The sequence below is a fragment of the Sphingomonas sp. GW821-FHT10C01 genome, assembly GCF_059415525.1.
Window position 1 is genome coordinate 1,116,739 of sequence record NZ_JBWKNK010000001.1, and the last position, 14,982, is coordinate 1,131,720.

The following is a 14,982-nucleotide window of genomic DNA, read 5'->3' on the forward strand; positions in this document are numbered from 1 at the left end:
CACGAAATTTTTCTACCGGTTCGGGTAGCCAGCGAGTGAAGGTCAGGGCTGGCCGTTTTCGTACCCGATCGGGCAGAAAACGACCAACGCCGCCGTTTCGAAGGCTCAGGCGGCGATGCTGTAGGGCTTGATCTCGCCGTTGAGATAGAGATTGCGCGCCTTGGCGCGGCTGAGCTTGCCCGAGCTGGTGCGTGGCAAGGTGCGCGGCGGCACCAGTTCGATTACGCAGTTCATGCCGGTGACGGTGCGTACGCGTTCGCGAATTTCCTCGCGCAGCTTGAGACGCTCCGCCTCGTCGCTGGTGCGGCACTGGACGAGCACGGCGGGGGTTTCCTCACCGCCCGGCGTGGTGATCGCGAAGGCGGCGACGTCACCCTGCTTGAAGGCGGGCAATTGTTCGACCGCCCATTCGATGTCCTGCGGCCAGTGGTTTCGGCCATTGACGATGATCATGTCCTTCGCCCGGCCGACGATGTAGATATAGCCGTCCGAAAGATAGCCCATGTCGCCGGTGTCGAGCCAACCGTCCTGCAGACAGGCGGCGGTCGATTCAGGATCGCGGAAATAGCCGACCATGAGGCTCGGGCCGCTGCACCACACCTTGCCGATCGCGCGTTCGGGCAGCGGCGTGCCGTCCTCCTCGCGAATCTCGATCTTCATGTCTTTTGCGGCCTTGCCGCAATTGACGATGGCACGGAAGCGCTGCGGACGACGCGATGAACTGGTCTCGCCATGGTTGCCGCCCGACAGCTGGGTTTCCTCGACCAGTTCGACGACGATGCCTTCACCCGGCGGCATGATCGACACGGCGAGCGTCGCTTCGGCCAGACCATAGCTGGGGAGGAAGGCCGAGGCCTTGAAGCCAGCATCTGCAAAGGCATCGACGAACGCTTGCATCACGTCTGGCCGGATCATGTCCGCGCCATTGCCCGCGACCCGCCAGCGCGAGAGGTCGAACCGCTCTGCCGCCTTGGTCTGGCTCGACATGCGGCGCGAGCAGATATCGTAGCCGAAGGTCGGCGAATAGGAGAGGGTCGTCCCCTGGTTGCGGGTGATGAGATCGAGCCACGCCAGCGGGCGGCGCGCGAAATCCTCGGTCTTGAGATAATCGGTCGAAACCTGGTTCGCGACGACCGACAGGAAGCAGCCGACCAGACCCATGTCATGATACCAGGGCAGCCAGGAGACACAGCGGTCGCTATCCTGGATATTCATGCCGTGGCTGTGCGCCGATAGGTTGTTGAGCAGCGCGTGGTGCGTGATCGCGACACCGTGCGGGAAGCGGGTCGAGCCGCTGCTGTATTGAAGATAGGCGATGTCGTCGGTCTTGGCCTGGGGCAGCTCCGCCTCGGGCGCTTCACGAGTCGCGAAGCTTTCCCAATCGATACCTTCGACGCCCTTGAGGCGTGCGGCCTCGCCGGCCATCGCGGCGAGTTCGACTGGGTAGAACAGCATCGTGGGGTCGCAGCTGTCGAGCTGCACCGAGAGTTGGTCGATATAATGCTGGCTGCCGCCGAAGCTCGTGGGCAGAGGCAGCGGCACCGGCCAGGCGCCGGCATAGATGACGCCGAAGAAGAGCGACGCGAAATCGGGGCCGGTCTCCGCGATCATCGCGATCCGATCCTCGGGCTTCACACCGGCCGCGATCAGACGCCGCGCCTGCGCCAGCGCATCCTGGCGCATTTCGCTGAACGGATAGGGACGCGTGAGCGTGCCACGCGCATCGTGAAAATTCAGCCCGCGCAGTCCCTGCGCGGCATAGTCCAGCGCATCGCCCAGCGTCGCGAAATCCGCGAGGCGGCGGGGAAGCGCATCTTCGGTCGGGGTCGGCAGCAGCACCGCGCCGTTCCCGTCGACCATATCCTTGACGTTCAAAACCATATCCTAAATCCGTGCCCCTGATCGCGGCGGCCGCCCGTCATCTAGACAACATTGGCCCCACATCAAGAAATGCGGGCGGCTCTGCTACGCACTGGCGTTCAAATTCGGTTGCCACTGTGGCACAAACAAGGCGCATGCGCCCCGAACGCCGCCCTCCGCGCCCTCTAGACGTCGCTGCGCTCGAGCGGCTGGCGCTACGCTATGTCGAGCGGTTTGCGACGACCCGCGGAAAACTGGCCAGTTACCTGACGCGGAAGGTGAGAGAGCGGGGGTGGGAAGGCGAGCCGGCGGACCCTGTCGCGATTGCGGAACGCTTCGCCGAATTGGGATATGTCAACGATCGGATCTACGCCGAATCAAAGGCTTCCGCGATGGCGCGTCGCGGCCTGGGTGCGCGGCGCGTGAACGATGCCCTGCGCCACGCGGGTGTTCGGGAACGGGACGCGGAGGCCATTGCGTCGCAGGTCACCGAGCGGACGAACGAAACCGCGCTTGCCTTCGCCCGCAAGCGACGGATCGGTCCTTTCGCCGAGACGCAGGCCGACCGCGACAAGCTTGCCAAGCAGGTCGCGGCGATGGTGCGGGCGGGCCATTCGCCCGATCTGGCATGGAAAATCGCACGCATGAATCCGGGGGAATGCGTGGACCCGTTGCTTGAAACCGATTGGTAACAAAGGATTCGCATCTGCCGGAAATGCTGTGTTAATGTTGCGGGTCAGGGGGAATGTCTGAATGCGTATCGACCCGCAGCGAGCGTCGAGCGAATTTGTACCCGTGCCGGCAGGCGCGGTGTTGCCGATTGCTGATGGCGCAGACGATGAACATTGTTCGGGGGAGCAATATTCGGGAACGGTCAAATGGTTCGATGTGACGCGGGGCTTCGGCTTCCTCGTCGCCGACGACCCGTCAGCGGGTGATATCCTGATCCATTTCTCTGTGCTTCAGCCGCATGGCCGCCGCAGCCTGCCCGAAGGCGCGCGAGTCGAATGCACCGTGCTTCGCCGCGAGCGCGGGTTGCAGGCGCTGGAGATTCTGTCGATCGACCTGACCGACGCGGTGGAGCCGCCCAAGCCGCGCAACAGCGGCGGCGACCGGGCCGATCGGATGCAACTGATCGAATCGGCCGGACCGTTCGAACCGGTCACGGTCAAATGGTTCAACCGGCTGAAGGGATATGGTTTCCTGGTGCGCGACGGTGATTCGGCCGATATCTTTGTGCATATGGAAACCCTGCGCCGGGCGGAGATTTATGACGTTGAACCCGATCAGCCGCTTCGTGCCCGCATCGTCGATGGCGACAAGGGGCCGCTTGCGGTCGTCGTGGAAGCGGTGGAGTAAGGCGCCGCTGTTGCTGGCGCTGACGGCGTTGGCACTGGTTCCGGGATGCAAGAGCGGCGAGGCGGATAACGCTTCCGCTGCCGTTGAGGTGGGTACGAAAGCGGTCGTCACCATCGAGAGCGGCAGCGCAAAGCATGTCTTCACGGTCGATGTCGCGCGGACCCCGGCGGAGCAGCAGCAAGGACTGATGTACCGCACCGATATTCCCGCCGATGGCGGGATGTTGTTCGCGCCCTATCCAGCCGGCGGCGGTGCCCCGCGCGAGGCGAGCTTCTGGATGAAGAACACGCCGACCTCGCTCGACATCATCTTCATCCGCGCCGACGGCACGATCGCGCATATCGGCGAGAACACGGTACCGCTGTCCGAAGCGCAGGTCCGATCGGGCGAGCCGGTCGCAGCGGTGCTGGAGGTGTTGGGCGGCAAGGCCGCGGAACTGGGAATCTCGCCGGGGGATAAGGTGAGCTGGCGTTAGGCTGTGGACCATGCGCTATGGTGGTTGCCGGTTTCGCTATCGGACTGCTGAAATCTACATTCGTCGTGAGGCTACATGAAAGGCGTCATTGCGTTTCCGTTGCTGCTAGCCAGCCTTCATTTGTCTGCGGCTGCGCAGGAGGGAAGGCCGGAACGGCGGATCGAAGCCGAGCTCCAGGCGTGCAAGGATTGTCCAGTCTTTGTCCCCGTCCCTGCTGCGCCGGCCGGAATGCGGCGGATCGAGGCGGTGTCCAAATACGAGCTGACCTGGAGAAACTACCTTGTGGCGGTGGATGCTGGCCGCTGTTCACTCCCCAAGCCATATCGAGGCGGTTTCGACTCTGAAGATATGAAACGTTCCGACGCTGTTATCGCTGCCAATTTGGACAAGTTTCGCGTGGATTGGCCGATCGTCATCTTGGGGGTCGAGGATATCCGATGCTATATTGGATGGCTGGAGGAACGAACAGACTATCGCGTGTCGCTTCCATCCGCAAAGGAGTGGGAGTGGTTCGCACGAGCCGGGGACGCGTCGGCGCGTTTCCCTTGGGGGAGCGCTGTGGATCCTAAGCGGGAAGCGCTGGCGGGGAGCAGCGTCGGGCGTGCGGACGAGATTGCGATTCCCGACATTCACGACTTTTGGGCGCGTCCGCGGGGTGTACGCGTCGGGCTCTTTCCGCCGAACGGCTGGGGGATTCACGACCTCATGGGCAACGTGATGGAACTCACTGCCGATATCATATCGGGAGAACAATGGCTTCAGCGCTATCCTGACGACGACGTGGCGCGTCGCACGCGCACGCGCGATCGCGTCGTGATCAAAGGTAGCGACAGGCATTCTCCAGAATGGGAAAAAGGTGTCGCTGCGACTTGGTACACGCTTATTTGGGATGGACGCTACGCCGCACATGCCGGCGTTCGGTTGATCCTCAGCCGCTAGCAACTGCCATGTTCATGGCTCGTTCTGCTCCATCCCCCGTTGCCGCCGCCGCGCTGGGCGCGTAAAGCGCGGGGCATGGGTATCTTCGCGAACATCTTCACCTGGTGGAACGGCTCCACCTTCGGCACCTGGGTTGGCCTGCGCGGCAAGCAACAGGTCGGCGAGGACGCGCTGGGCAATGTCTATTATGAAGGCGGCCAGAACATGCACGGCATGACCCGCCGCTGGGTGATCTATAAGGGATCGAACGATTCGAGCCGCGTCCCGCCCGAATGGTTCAGCTGGCTGCACCACCAGATCGACGATGTGCCCGATCGCGCATTGCCGCCGGTGCGTCAGTGGGAGAAGCCCGCGGTTCCGAACCTGACCGGCACTGCCCAGGCGTATCGCCCTGCGGGTGCACTGGAAGTAGGCGGCAAGCGGATCGGCGCAACCGGCGATTACGAAGCCTGGACGCCCGGCGCCTGATGACCTCGTTCCGTCCCGCCGTTCTAGCGCTGGCGCCGCTCGCGCTGGCTGGATGCGGCTGGTTCGGAGGGGACGCGCCACAGAACAAGACTGCCGCCGCCGACACGGTCGAGGTCGCGCCCAAGGCCGGACCGGGCGAAGAGGTGGTGACCACTGACGCGACCAATGCTGCCGCGCTGACCGCTGGCGCGACGCCGATGGCGGAGCGGGTCGCGGTGCTGGGGCTGCTCAATAAGCGCAACGGACAAGCTCGCGACATCACCCTCAAGCCGGGACAGGCGGTCCGCGCGGGCGATGTGATCCTGCGGCTGCGCGCGTGCGAGAAGACCGCGCCGTGGGAGAGCGAACCCTATACCGGCGCCTTCGCGCAGGTGGACGTGCGCGAGAGCGACGGCAAGTGGAAGCGCGCCTTCTCCGGCTGGCTCTACAAGGAGCGCCCGGCCCTCAATGTCGTGCAGCACCCCGTCTATGACGTCTGGGTCAAGAGCTGCGCGATGACTTTCCCGGAAACGGGCGGTGAGGAAGTGGGCGCTGGCGCGTCTGGCGCCGCACCCAAGGCGTCGAGCGCGCCGAAATCGGCCGAAACCCCCGCCACGCCCGAAGCGAGCCCTGCAGCGCCTTCGCCGAGTGCGACCGAGAGCATCGAGAGATAGGTCTCGCGGGGCACCTCCACCGCGCCGAGTGACGCGAGGTGGTCCGTCATGAACTGGCAGTCGAGCAGTTCGAATTCACCTACGCGCAGCCGGGCAACCAGCGCCGCGATCGCGACCTTCGACGCGTCGCGCTCACGGCTGAACATCGATTCGCCGAAAAAGGCCCGGCCGAGCGCGAGGCCGTAGAGACCGCCGACCAGCCGGTCACCGTCCCAGGTCTCGATCGAATGCGCGAAGCCGCGACGGTGCAGTTCGGCAAAGACCTTCTCGATCGCCGGGTTGATCCAGGTGTCGGGCCGGTCGGGCGCGGATTCGGCGCAGAGCGCGATCACCTGCTCGAATGCCGCATCGGCGGTGACGCGGAACCGGTCGCCGGCGATCGTCTTGCGCAGCGAGCGCGAGAGGTGAAAGCCGTCGAGCGGCATGATCGCGCGCTGGCGCGGCTCGACCCAGAAGACGCTGGCCTCGTCGCGATGCTCGGCCATCGGGAATACGCCCATCGCATAGGCGCGCAGCACCAGATCGGGATCGAGATCGGCCGAACGGGGCGTGGGGCGGGTCATGTCTTCTTTGACGCCGTTTTCCGCGGTTTGGCGAGGCGCTTCTCGATCGCTTGCCAGAGTTCGGCGAAGGCCTTGCCGCCGGTTGTGCGGCTCGCAAAGGCGCCGACCGGCGCGCGGCGCGCAGCCATGGTCTCGACCACGCTGGCCATCGGGATCACCGGCCAGTCGGGGTGACGTTCCAGCGCCTCGGCGTGAAGCTTGCGGCGGCGATCGACCATCGAGTGGACGGGCATCAGCGGCACCTTGCCCTTTCCACCCAGATGCGCCTCGACCTCCGCCAGCGCGCGCTCGGACAGAGGGGAGGGAATGACCGGGACGACGATCAGGTCGGCTGCGCGCATGACCTGTTCGCTGGTCTCGGTGAGGCCGGGTGGGCAGTCGAGCAGCATCCGGTCATAGGCCCTATCGAGCTGGCCGAGCAATTTGGCGAGACGCTTCTTCTTGTCGAGCTCGTGGAACAGTAGATCGAGCCCGCGCAGCGAGGCATCGGCGCCGATCAGGTCGAGCCGGTCGATGGATGTCGCATGGGCGAGCTTCGACGGTTCGACATCCTTGGTGAAGACGGACTGTGCCTGGACCTTGCCCCGTGTGCCGCCGAGCAGGAAGGTGGACGCGGCCTGGGGGTCGAGATCCCAGAGCAGCGTGCGACGGGCCGACAATGTGGCGGCGCACCAGGCTAGGTTGACCGCCAGCGTGGTTTTGCCGACGCCGCCCTTCAGGCTGTAGATCGCGATTGCCGCCAAACCCTGCCTCCGCCCGAGAAATCCAACGCGCCGGATGTCCGGCGCGACCATCATCAATGTTCCTGAGGGAGATAACAAGATGACGACAGACCATCTGTTCGTGATCACCGGTGGCCCAGGGTCGGGCAAGTCGAGTCTGATCGCCGCGCTGTCGACTGAAGGGGTTGTGACGATGCCGGAGGCCGGGCGCGCGATCATCCGCGATCAGGTGGCGATCGGTGGGGATGCTTTGCCCTGGGGTGACCGTACGGCCTTTGCCGAACAGATGCTCGGATGGGAATTGCGTTCGCATCGGGAGGCGCTGGCATTGCCGGGGCCGGTCGTGCTGGATCGCGGCATTCCGGATGTGATCGGCTATCTGCGACTGTGCGGGTTACCGGTGCCCGCGCATGTCGAGCGCGCCGGGGCGGCGTTCCGCTACAACCGCATTGTGTTCATCGCGCCGCACTGGCCGGCGATCTACGCGCAGGACGCCGAGCGACGGCAGAACAAGGTCGAAGCTGCGGCGACCCATGACATGATGGCACGGGTCTATACCGAGCTGGGCTATGATCTGGTGCCGCTACCGCTCGCCAGCGTGGCGGAGCGGGTGCGGTTCGTGACGGAGTGTATCGGCGCCTAGTGCAGATGCCGCAGCTTGTCCGGGTTGCGCATCTGGTAGATGCCGACGACGTGGCCGTCCTCGATCTCCAGCGCGGTGGTCTGGATCTCGCCGTCGGCCTCGAGCGTAACGAAGCCGGGAAGGCCGTTGACGAAGCAGGTGCGTACCAGCTTCGAGCCGTATTTGCCGAACAGCACCGCGAGTGACTTATGCAGCTTCATGACGTGGTTGAAACCGAGGATCACCATGCGCGCGGCTGGGCGCTTTCCGCCGCCGTCCGAATGCATGCTGACATCCGCGGCGAGCATCGCGCCGAGCGCGGCCATGTCGCCGGTGCGGGAAGCGTTAAAGAACGCCTCGGCAATCTCCAGCCCGCGGGCCTGTTCGACCTGAAAGCGCGGGCGCCCCGCACGGACGTGCGCGCGGGCACGGGCCGCTAGCTGGCGGCAGGCGGCGGCGTCGCGATCGAGCGTCTTGGCGATCTCCTCGAACTCGACGCCGAACACGTCGTGAAGCAGGAACGCGGCGCGCTCGAGCGGGGACAGGCGCTCCAGTGCGAGCATCAGCGGGAGGGTGACATCCTCTTCCGGCTCTTCCTCGACCACCGGATCGGGCAGCCAGGGGCCGATATAGGTTTCGCGCTGGTGGCGCGCCGATTTGAGCTGGTCGAGGCACAGGCGAGTAACGGTGCGGCGCAGGAACGCCTCTGGCTCGCGCACCGCCGAGCGATCGGTGCCCATCCACCGCACGAACGCCTCCTGCACCGCATCCTCGGCGTCGGCGACCGAGCCGAGCATGCGGTAGGCGACGCGGATGAGCTTGGGGCGCAGCGGGTCGAAACTCGCCGCCGCGCCCTCTTGATCGCTCATCCTCACGCGGCATGAGCCTGAAGCGACTTGGCCGCCGCCGGCTCGAGCCACAGGTCGAAACCGACCGCTAGGCGGTTCCAGCCGTTGATGATGTTGATCATCAGGGTCAGCTTCACCTGTTCTTCCTCCGTGAACTCGGCGACGAGCGCGTCATAGGCATCGCGCTGCGTGTGGCCTTCGGAGAGCCGCGTCAAGGCATCGACCCAGCCCAGCGCGGCGCGCTCGCGCGGTGTGAAGACGGGGGCCTCGCGCCATGCGGAGAGAAGGTAGATGCGCTGTTCGGTCTCACCCAGCGCGCGGGCCTCGACGGTGTGCATGTTGAGGCAGTTGGCGCATTGGTTGATCTGCGAGGCGCGGATCTTGACCAGTTCGATCAGCGACGGCTCGAGGCTGTTCTGGATGGCGGTCGAGGCCGCGAACCAGGACTTCATGACGCTGGGGGCGGCGGCGAACGGATCGAGTTTCGGGGTCATGGCAGGTGCTCCTTCTTGGGTTGCACTGACATGACGAGCGGCACTTGGCGGATGTGACATCGGCCGCAAAAAAAAGATCAGAATGTAAAAGGGGCCGGCGGTTTGTGCCGCCGGCCCCTTGAATTGGGGAATGGCTGGACGATCAGCCCTTGCAGCTGAGCGAACCCTTGCCCGGCAGCTCGACGGTCGCCGACTTCTCGTTGCCGGTAAGCTTGTAGCCACCTTCCGCAACGAAGGGCTGGCCGGCTTCGGGGGCCTTGAGGTCGGTCCACGGCGCAGCCTTGTCGGTGCGGACCTTGACCAGCTTGTCGCCCTGGAAGAACTCGGCGAAGACCAGCGCGTTGCCCGGCTGGCAGCGCATCGACACCGACGCCTTGATCGACGGCGGCAGTTCGACGGCCGGTGCGTTCTTCAGCGCGGTTTCCATGGGGTCGGGCGCGCGGTCGGTGACGACTTCGGGCTCGGGTTTGCAGGCCGCGAGCGGCAGCAGCGCGATCGCGATGGCGGCGGAGAGGGGGCGCATTTTCATAGCGCGCGCTCCTTTGCTTATGCGGCAATTAACGTCAAGGGATACATCGTACCCCGGCTGAAAGCGTTTTCCGGTGCAATCGCGAAGGCTTCGGATTCATTCGTGAAATTCGTCGAGATCGGGGATGCGGCCGAACGCAATTTTTGTTCCCACCCGGTCGACACGGCTGCCGTCCATCGGCCCGACCGATACCGCGTGCCGCCCGAACTTCTCGTTGATTCTGTCCATCGCCTTGCTGAGCGACAGGGTGCGGGTCTCGCGGGCCAGCGGATCATTGGGGTCGAGCGCGGCGAACAGCGATTCCTGTTCGCCCTCCAGCGGCGCGATTTCGGCCAGCGTCACGCCGATCATGCGGATCGCGAAGCCATGGCTGCGGGCATGGCCGGCTTCGGCGAGGCGCGGGAAGATCGAGTCGAGGGCGTGAAGGACGGTGAAGCTGTCCTGGGTCGAAGGCAGCTTGATCGAGGTGCGCCAGGTCGATTTGTCATCCTCGAACCGCGCGTGGAGGACGAGCAGTCGGCTGACATAGCCCTTGCGTCGCAGCCGGCTGGCCGATTTGAGGGCAAGGCGGCGGGCGGTGAGGCGGGTCGGCTCCAGGCCGCGCTTGCGGGGACTGAGGACGTGACTGTGCCCGATCGTGCGGTTCTGCGTCGGTTTTTCGGGCAGGTCGAAGCCGTGGAGCAGATACCAGAGCCGGTCGCCATTGACCCCGCCCCAGGCCGAGCCGGCGTCGCGCGGCCGCCGATCGCACAGTTGGCCGATATCGAGGATACCCTGCTGCGCCAGCCGCTTCTCCATCTTCGGGCCGATCCCGGCGATGTCGCGCAGCTTGAGCGAGAACAGGCGGTGGGGGAGCATGTCTTGCGTCAGCACGGTCAGGCCGTCGGGTTTCTGCATGTCGCTGGCGAGCTTGGCGAGCAGGCGGTTGGGGGCGATGCCGACCGAGCTGGTCAGGCATTCGCCGACATTGGCGCGGATGCCGGCCTTGATCCGCTTGGCCAGGGCGATCGCGGTTTCGGGATCATTCTCGTTGTCGAGCAGGCGGCACGCGACCTCGTCGATCGAGCCGATCGAGGTGACCGGGATGTGCTTCCAGATCTCCTCGACGATCAGATTGTGGAACTCGACATATTTCTCGTGCTGGCCGGGGGTGACGATCAGGTCGCGGCACAGGCGCTTCGCCTCCCACACCGGGGTGCCGGTGCCGATGCCGAACTTCTTCGCCTGGACCGACGCGGCGATGGCGACGGTGGTGTCACTGTTGACCGGCGCGACGATGATCGGCTTGCCGCGCAGGTCCGGGTTCAGCTGCTGCTCGACCGCCGCGAAGAAGCTGTTGAGGTCGAGATACAGCCAGCGCAGCGGGCGCGGGGGAAGGTCGAGAAGCGGGGCCGTGGCCATGCCGGAACAATAGTGGAACGGCGCGGGAGAGTCACGTGCCGCGCGCCGCGTGGAAAGTCCCAAAAGTCACGCTCCTACGCGTGCGCGAGTCCGAAACGGGATGCAAACTGTCAAAGAGCGGCCGAAGCGGGACAAGGATAGGCATGCCGGATGCGTGTAGGAAAGTTGTTTGAGGCGGCCGCACGCGCCCCTCTATCCGTCACCCCGGCCTTGTGCCGGGGTCCACCATGCCGCGAGGGCCGGGCATGAGGCTCCAGTCCTGCGTCTGCCTCCCGGTGGATCCCGGCACGAGGCCGGGATGTCGGTGGGGGTGGCGGCTAGAGGTGCGGCTCAGCCACCAGCATGATGTGCGCGGCGCTGTCGATCAGCACCTCGTCCGCGGCACAGAGCTGTTCAAGCCGGGCGAGCCGCTCGGCGGTCTCGGCACCATTCGCGCCCGACGGATTCCAGGCGGGGTTGTATGCGAAGCGACTGTGGAACAGGTCGAGACCGGTCAGTTCACGGACCGGGCAATGCGGGGCGAACAGCGCGGCCAATTCACTCGCCCGGAAGAGGTGTGAATCGAAGGCGAGATGGGTGCCATCGGCCAGATCGACCTCCATCCGATCGGCGTCATTGTCCTGCACATAATGTGCCGCCTGCTCCATGCCCGCGACATAGATGGTCGGCAGGCTGCCGACGCTGCGCGCGGTGACGATCAGCGTGCCGCCATTGACCCGAGCCAGCGCCTCTGCCGCCGAAGCGCGGAGCGGAGCGGCAAGGTGGTTGAAGACGCCATAGAGGCACAGCACCAGATCGGCGCCGTGATCATCTTCCGATGCGAGCGCGCCGTGCAGATCGGCGACCTCGAAGCTGAGGCCGATCGCAGCGCCTTCGACGCCGGTCGCCGCCTGCGTCGCCAGCGCGATCATGCCCGGCGATGGATCGATGCCGCGGCATTCGATGCCCGTGAAGCCGAGCTGCGCGGCACGGCGGGCGGTGCGCATCGTCCAGGTGCCGGGTCCGCAGCCGATGTCGAGGATGCGGATCGCGCGGCGTCCGCTGGCGTGGAGCGCGATGAGGCTCGCCTCGATCCGGTTCCACAGCGTGCGGTCGGCAAAGGCGTAGCGGCTTGAGAAATGGCCCTGCTGATCGTTCGGGCCATCGGCATAATGAAGATAGGCGGTGCCGGTCGCGTCATAGGCGTCGGCGGCGTGGCGGGCGCTGGCCGGGCGCGAGTCGGCGGAACCCATACCGGCGAGCGGCGGGGCGAAACGGTATGACATGGATGTGACTCCGATGGAGTGGAGGTCAGGAACGGGGCGTGACGTCGCCATCGACGGCGCGCCAGAAGCTGGTCAGCGAAAGCGGCCCGGAAATGCGTCGTCGCGGGCCAGCCGCGACCGGCGGCGCAGCAGGCGCTCGACCAGCGCGGCGTGGGTCCGTGCCTGTCGCCGCTGCCGCCGGCCGAGCCGGAACAGCAGCGCGAGATTGAGGATGCCCAATGCGAGCAGCCCGAATTGGAGAAGTGCGACATTCATGGTCGTCGCTCATGGGTTGGAGTCCTGCGGCGCGAAACCGGCCGCGTGGCGCGACGCACCTTGCGCCGCCCGCTTCAGATAGCGGGCGGCGCCATTAGGTTTCGACGGCGATTGGTACGCTTTGGCATTAGCAAAGCAGGAAGATGGCTTCAGGCGGCCAGGGCATGGCCCGGGCGGCGTACCGCGCGCACCTTGCCGCTGCCACCGCCGCCGCAGAAGAAGCGACCCGCGCCGTCGGATTCGAGGCCGGAGATGCCGGTGCCGGCGGGCATATCGAGCTGTTCGAGCACCTTGCCGCTTCCTGGGTCGATCCGGCGCAGGCCGCTTTCATCATCCTGCCAGGTGGCGTGCCACAACTCGCCATCGACCCAGGTGACGCCGGTGACGAAGCGGTCCGACTGGATGGTGCGCAGAATCGCGCCGGTTGTCGGGTCGATCCGGTGGATACGCCCGGCGCGATACTCGCCGACCCATAGCGATCCTTCCGCCCAGGTGAGGCCTGAATCGCCACCATTGCCCGGTGCAGGGATCGTGGCGAGGACCTCTCCCGTTGCGAGATCGACTTTGCGGATCACGGCCTCGGCGATCTGCCAGAGATGGGTGCCGTCGAATGCGGTGCCGGCATCGGCGGGCACGTCTAGCGCGCCGGTGATCTCCCCGCTGTCAGGATCGAGTGTGTTGATCCGACCGTCAGCGGCGAACCACACTTTCGTGCCGTCGAAGCTGACGCCGCCGACATCGCCGGAGAAGGGGCCGTATTCGCGGAGGATTTCGGCTGAGGCGTGCTTCATGCGATCTCTCCTGTCGTGGCCGGTGTGAGTTCCGGCGGGAGTCTGGCGAACCGGGTGAGCGCGGGATCGAGGGTGTCCCAAACATGGCCGCTGCTGGCCCAGTACACGACTTCGGGCCGGTAGCGTGACGGATCGTCGAGGCTGGCGGCGCTGGTGATGAAGATTTGCGGCATATCGGGCAGGGCGATGAAGACCGGGGCGCCGCAGGTGGGGCAGAAGCCGCGCTGCTTGCGTGTGCCGTCGATGCCGGTGGTTTCCCAGCGCGTCGCCGTTCCGGTGAGCGTCACGTCGGCCCCGGCGAAGGTGAGGTGCGCGCCGTGCCCGGTTCCGCTCTCACGCTGGCAGGTGCGGCATTGGCACAGGTTCATCGTCGCGGGTTCACCGACGATCGAATAGCGGATCGCGCCGCACGCGCAGCCGCCGGTATAGGGTGTGGTCATGTCGTGGCTCCGTGTTTGCGGAGCCACGATTATCCGCCGCCCGAAAGCGCCGGGAGTAACAAGCTTGTCGGGAAACCTGGCACCTGTCGCGCCATCCAGCGGCATGCGCGGCCGCGCCCGACGCTGTCGGCCTTGCCCGAGGCCGCCAGCCCCTCGAGCGCGCGCTGGACGGTGCGCGGGCTGACGTCGAGCGCGAGCGCGAGCGCGGAGCTTGACCACGCCTCGCCATCGGCGAGCAGCGCGAGGATCTCGGCATGTGCCTCCTCCTCCGGCGGCATCAGGATGGCGACGGGGCGGTTGTCGCGGGGCTGGAGGATGAAGCCGTCCTCGGTGGCGCTGATCTGCGCCAGCGGGTCGAGTTCGGCGCGCAGCCGCCCGATCTCAACCCTGAGCCGTGCACGATGCGACTCGTCTGCCTCGCGCGCGTGGAATGCATGCTGGAGCAGGGCGAGGCGGGTGATATCGCGCGGCCATGCTTCCGCAAGGGCGCGGGCGAGGGCGAAGAGGATTGGGCGATTGCCGAGCGGTACGGTCGTTCCTCCGGTGCGAACGGCGTTGCGGCAGGCATCGATCACCAGCGTGTTCGAAGTCAGCACGTTCTCGACGCCCGCGAGATCGATCTGTGTTTCCCCGTGTGATGTGCGCAGTCGGGCGGCCGGTGCGGCAAGGGCTTCGGCGGCGCGCTCGACCTCCGCTGCCAGTCCGGGGATGCCTGCCTGCTTCGCCGCCGTGGCCGCGCGGTTGAGTGCCGCGCGTGCGGGGGCGGCTTCGATGCGGCGCATGGCGATGCCGGCCGCGACGAGCCAGGCGGCGGCGCGCGAGGCGGGAGACAGCGCGGCCGGATCGATCGCTTCGAGCGCGCGCGCGGCCGCGTCGAGCTGTCCGATCAGCAGCAATCGCCTTGCCTTGAGATAGGCGGCATGGGCGGCGTTGGCGCGGTCGCCATGGGCTTCGAGCGTTGCCCGCGCGTCGTCCAGCCGCCGCGCCGGCTCACCCAAGTCGCGGGAGACCAGCGCGATCTCGGCCTCGGCGACGATGCAGCGGGCGCGGGCGACCGGCTCGCGGGCGCCAAAGGCGCGGGCGGCGCGGCGGAGCAGATCACGGGCACGGGTGAGGTCGCCGAGCTGAGCCATCGCGATGCCGCGCAGCGCCAGCGCGGGCGGGTCCTCGCGCAGCGCGACCCGGTCGAGCGCGGCGAGCGGATTGCCGGCGGCGAGCGCGCGGGCGGCGGCGTTGATCAGCGAGTCCATAATCGCGTCACACTTGTAACTCTCACCCCGGCGCCGCGCGGACCTAGG

General features: G+C 66.2%; 18 protein-coding genes and 1 pseudogene. 7 read left to right on the top strand and 12 right to left on the bottom strand.

Annotated features, from left to right (window positions below):
• Window positions 1-105 precede the first annotated feature (105 nt).
• Entirely contained in the window at window positions 106-1,881 is a 1,776-nt protein-coding gene (locus AC07M1_RS05440; protein WP_495161546.1) for a fatty acyl-AMP ligase, read from the bottom strand.
• Window positions 1,882-2,015: 134 nt separating this feature from the next.
• On the opposite strand from AC07M1_RS05440, the gene AC07M1_RS05445 reads away from it, so the two are divergent.
• The 6 genes and pseudogenes from AC07M1_RS05445 to AC07M1_RS05470 all read left to right on the top strand — a co-directional run.
• Entirely contained in the window at window positions 2,016-2,552 is a 537-nt protein-coding gene (locus AC07M1_RS05445) for a regulatory protein RecX (protein ID WP_495161547.1), read from the top strand.
• A 61-nt stretch (window positions 2,553-2,613) separates the two neighbouring features.
• Complete coding sequence (locus tag AC07M1_RS05450) at window positions 2,614-3,219, top strand: cold-shock protein (protein ID WP_495161548.1); 606 nt, start codon at window positions 2,614-2,616, stop codon at window positions 3,217-3,219.
• Between the two features lie 10 nt (window positions 3,220-3,229).
• On the top strand, window positions 3,230-3,694 hold the full coding sequence (locus AC07M1_RS05455; protein ID WP_495161549.1) for a DUF192 domain-containing protein: 465 nt from the start codon (window positions 3,230-3,232) through the stop codon (window positions 3,692-3,694).
• A 75-nt stretch (window positions 3,695-3,769) separates the two neighbouring features.
• Window positions 3,770-4,633 (top strand): formylglycine-generating enzyme family protein, encoded by an 864-nt coding sequence (locus tag AC07M1_RS05460; RefSeq protein WP_495161550.1) that lies wholly within the window; start codon window positions 3,770-3,772, stop codon window positions 4,631-4,633.
• A 75-nt stretch (window positions 4,634-4,708) separates the two neighbouring features.
• Entirely contained in the window at window positions 4,709-5,101 is a 393-nt protein-coding gene (locus AC07M1_RS05465; protein WP_495161551.1) for an NADH:ubiquinone oxidoreductase subunit NDUFA12, read from the top strand.
• Window positions 5,102-5,298: 197 nt separating this feature from the next.
• Window positions 5,299-5,532: pseudogene (locus tag AC07M1_RS05470) on the top strand (DUF2155 domain-containing protein); the annotation flags it as partial.
• A gap of 35 nt (window positions 5,533-5,567) precedes the next feature.
• On the opposite strand, the gene aat reads toward AC07M1_RS05470, so the two are convergent.
• Both aat and AC07M1_RS05480 read right to left on the bottom strand, forming a co-directional pair.
• A complete protein-coding gene (gene aat / locus AC07M1_RS05475; RefSeq protein ID WP_495161552.1) occupies window positions 5,568-6,317 on the bottom strand; it encodes a leucyl/phenylalanyl-tRNA--protein transferase in 750 nt (249 codons plus the stop codon).
• On the bottom strand, window positions 6,314-7,060 hold the full coding sequence (locus tag AC07M1_RS05480; RefSeq protein ID WP_495161553.1) for a ParA family protein: 747 nt from the start codon (window positions 7,058-7,060) through the stop codon (window positions 6,314-6,316). The genes aat and AC07M1_RS05480 overlap by 4 nt, the downstream gene beginning before the upstream one ends.
• Window positions 7,061-7,139: 79 nt before the next feature.
• On the opposite strand from AC07M1_RS05480, the gene AC07M1_RS05485 reads away from it, so the two are divergent.
• Window positions 7,140-7,682, top strand: coding sequence for an AAA family ATPase (locus AC07M1_RS05485; protein ID WP_495161554.1), 543 nt, complete (start codon window positions 7,140-7,142; stop codon window positions 7,680-7,682).
• On the opposite strand, the gene AC07M1_RS05490 is transcribed toward AC07M1_RS05485, so the two are convergent.
• The 9 genes from AC07M1_RS05490 to AC07M1_RS05530 all read right to left on the bottom strand — a co-directional run bounded on the left by AC07M1_RS05490 (window position 7,679) and on the right by AC07M1_RS05530 (window position 14,934).
• Complete coding sequence (locus tag AC07M1_RS05490; RefSeq protein WP_495161555.1) at window positions 7,679-8,530, bottom strand: sigma-70 family RNA polymerase sigma factor; 852 nt, start codon at window positions 8,528-8,530, stop codon at window positions 7,679-7,681. The two genes, AC07M1_RS05485 and AC07M1_RS05490, sit on opposite strands and share 4 nt — an antisense overlap.
• Window positions 8,531-8,532: 2 nt before the next feature.
• Window positions 8,533-9,003, bottom strand: coding sequence for a carboxymuconolactone decarboxylase family protein (locus AC07M1_RS05495; RefSeq protein ID WP_495161556.1), 471 nt, complete (start codon window positions 9,001-9,003; stop codon window positions 8,533-8,535).
• A 142-nt stretch (window positions 9,004-9,145) separates the two neighbouring features.
• Window positions 9,146-9,532, bottom strand: coding sequence for a hypothetical protein (locus tag AC07M1_RS05500; RefSeq protein ID WP_495161557.1), 387 nt, complete (start codon window positions 9,530-9,532; stop codon window positions 9,146-9,148).
• 96 nt (window positions 9,533-9,628) lie between these two features.
• Window positions 9,629-10,933, bottom strand: a complete 1,305-nt coding sequence (locus tag AC07M1_RS05505) for a Y-family DNA polymerase (RefSeq protein WP_495161558.1) — start codon at window positions 10,931-10,933, stop codon at window positions 9,629-9,631.
• Window positions 10,934-11,250: 317 nt separating this feature from the next.
• Window positions 11,251-12,198 carry a class I SAM-dependent methyltransferase gene (locus AC07M1_RS05510; RefSeq protein ID WP_495161559.1) on the bottom strand — a complete coding sequence of 316 codons (948 nt, stop codon included), beginning with the start codon at window positions 12,196-12,198 and terminating at the stop codon, window positions 11,251-11,253.
• 72 nt (window positions 12,199-12,270) lie between these two features.
• A complete protein-coding gene (locus AC07M1_RS05515; protein ID WP_495161560.1) occupies window positions 12,271-12,453 on the bottom strand; it encodes a hypothetical protein in 183 nt (60 codons plus the stop codon).
• Window positions 12,454-12,602: 149 nt separating this feature from the next.
• Window positions 12,603-13,244 (bottom strand): Vgb family protein, encoded by a 642-nt coding sequence (locus AC07M1_RS05520; protein ID WP_495161561.1) that lies wholly within the window; start codon window positions 13,242-13,244, stop codon window positions 12,603-12,605.
• Entirely contained in the window at window positions 13,241-13,684 is a 444-nt protein-coding gene (locus AC07M1_RS05525; protein WP_495161562.1) for a GFA family protein, read from the bottom strand. Before AC07M1_RS05525 ends, AC07M1_RS05520 begins: the two co-directional genes overlap by 4 nt.
• A 29-nt stretch (window positions 13,685-13,713) precedes the next feature.
• The gene (locus tag AC07M1_RS05530) at window positions 13,714-14,934 is read right to left on the bottom strand and encodes a helix-turn-helix domain-containing protein (protein WP_495161563.1); all 1,221 of its coding nucleotides are present in this window, start codon (window positions 14,932-14,934) and stop codon (window positions 13,714-13,716) included.
• Window positions 14,935-14,982 lie beyond the last annotated feature (48 nt).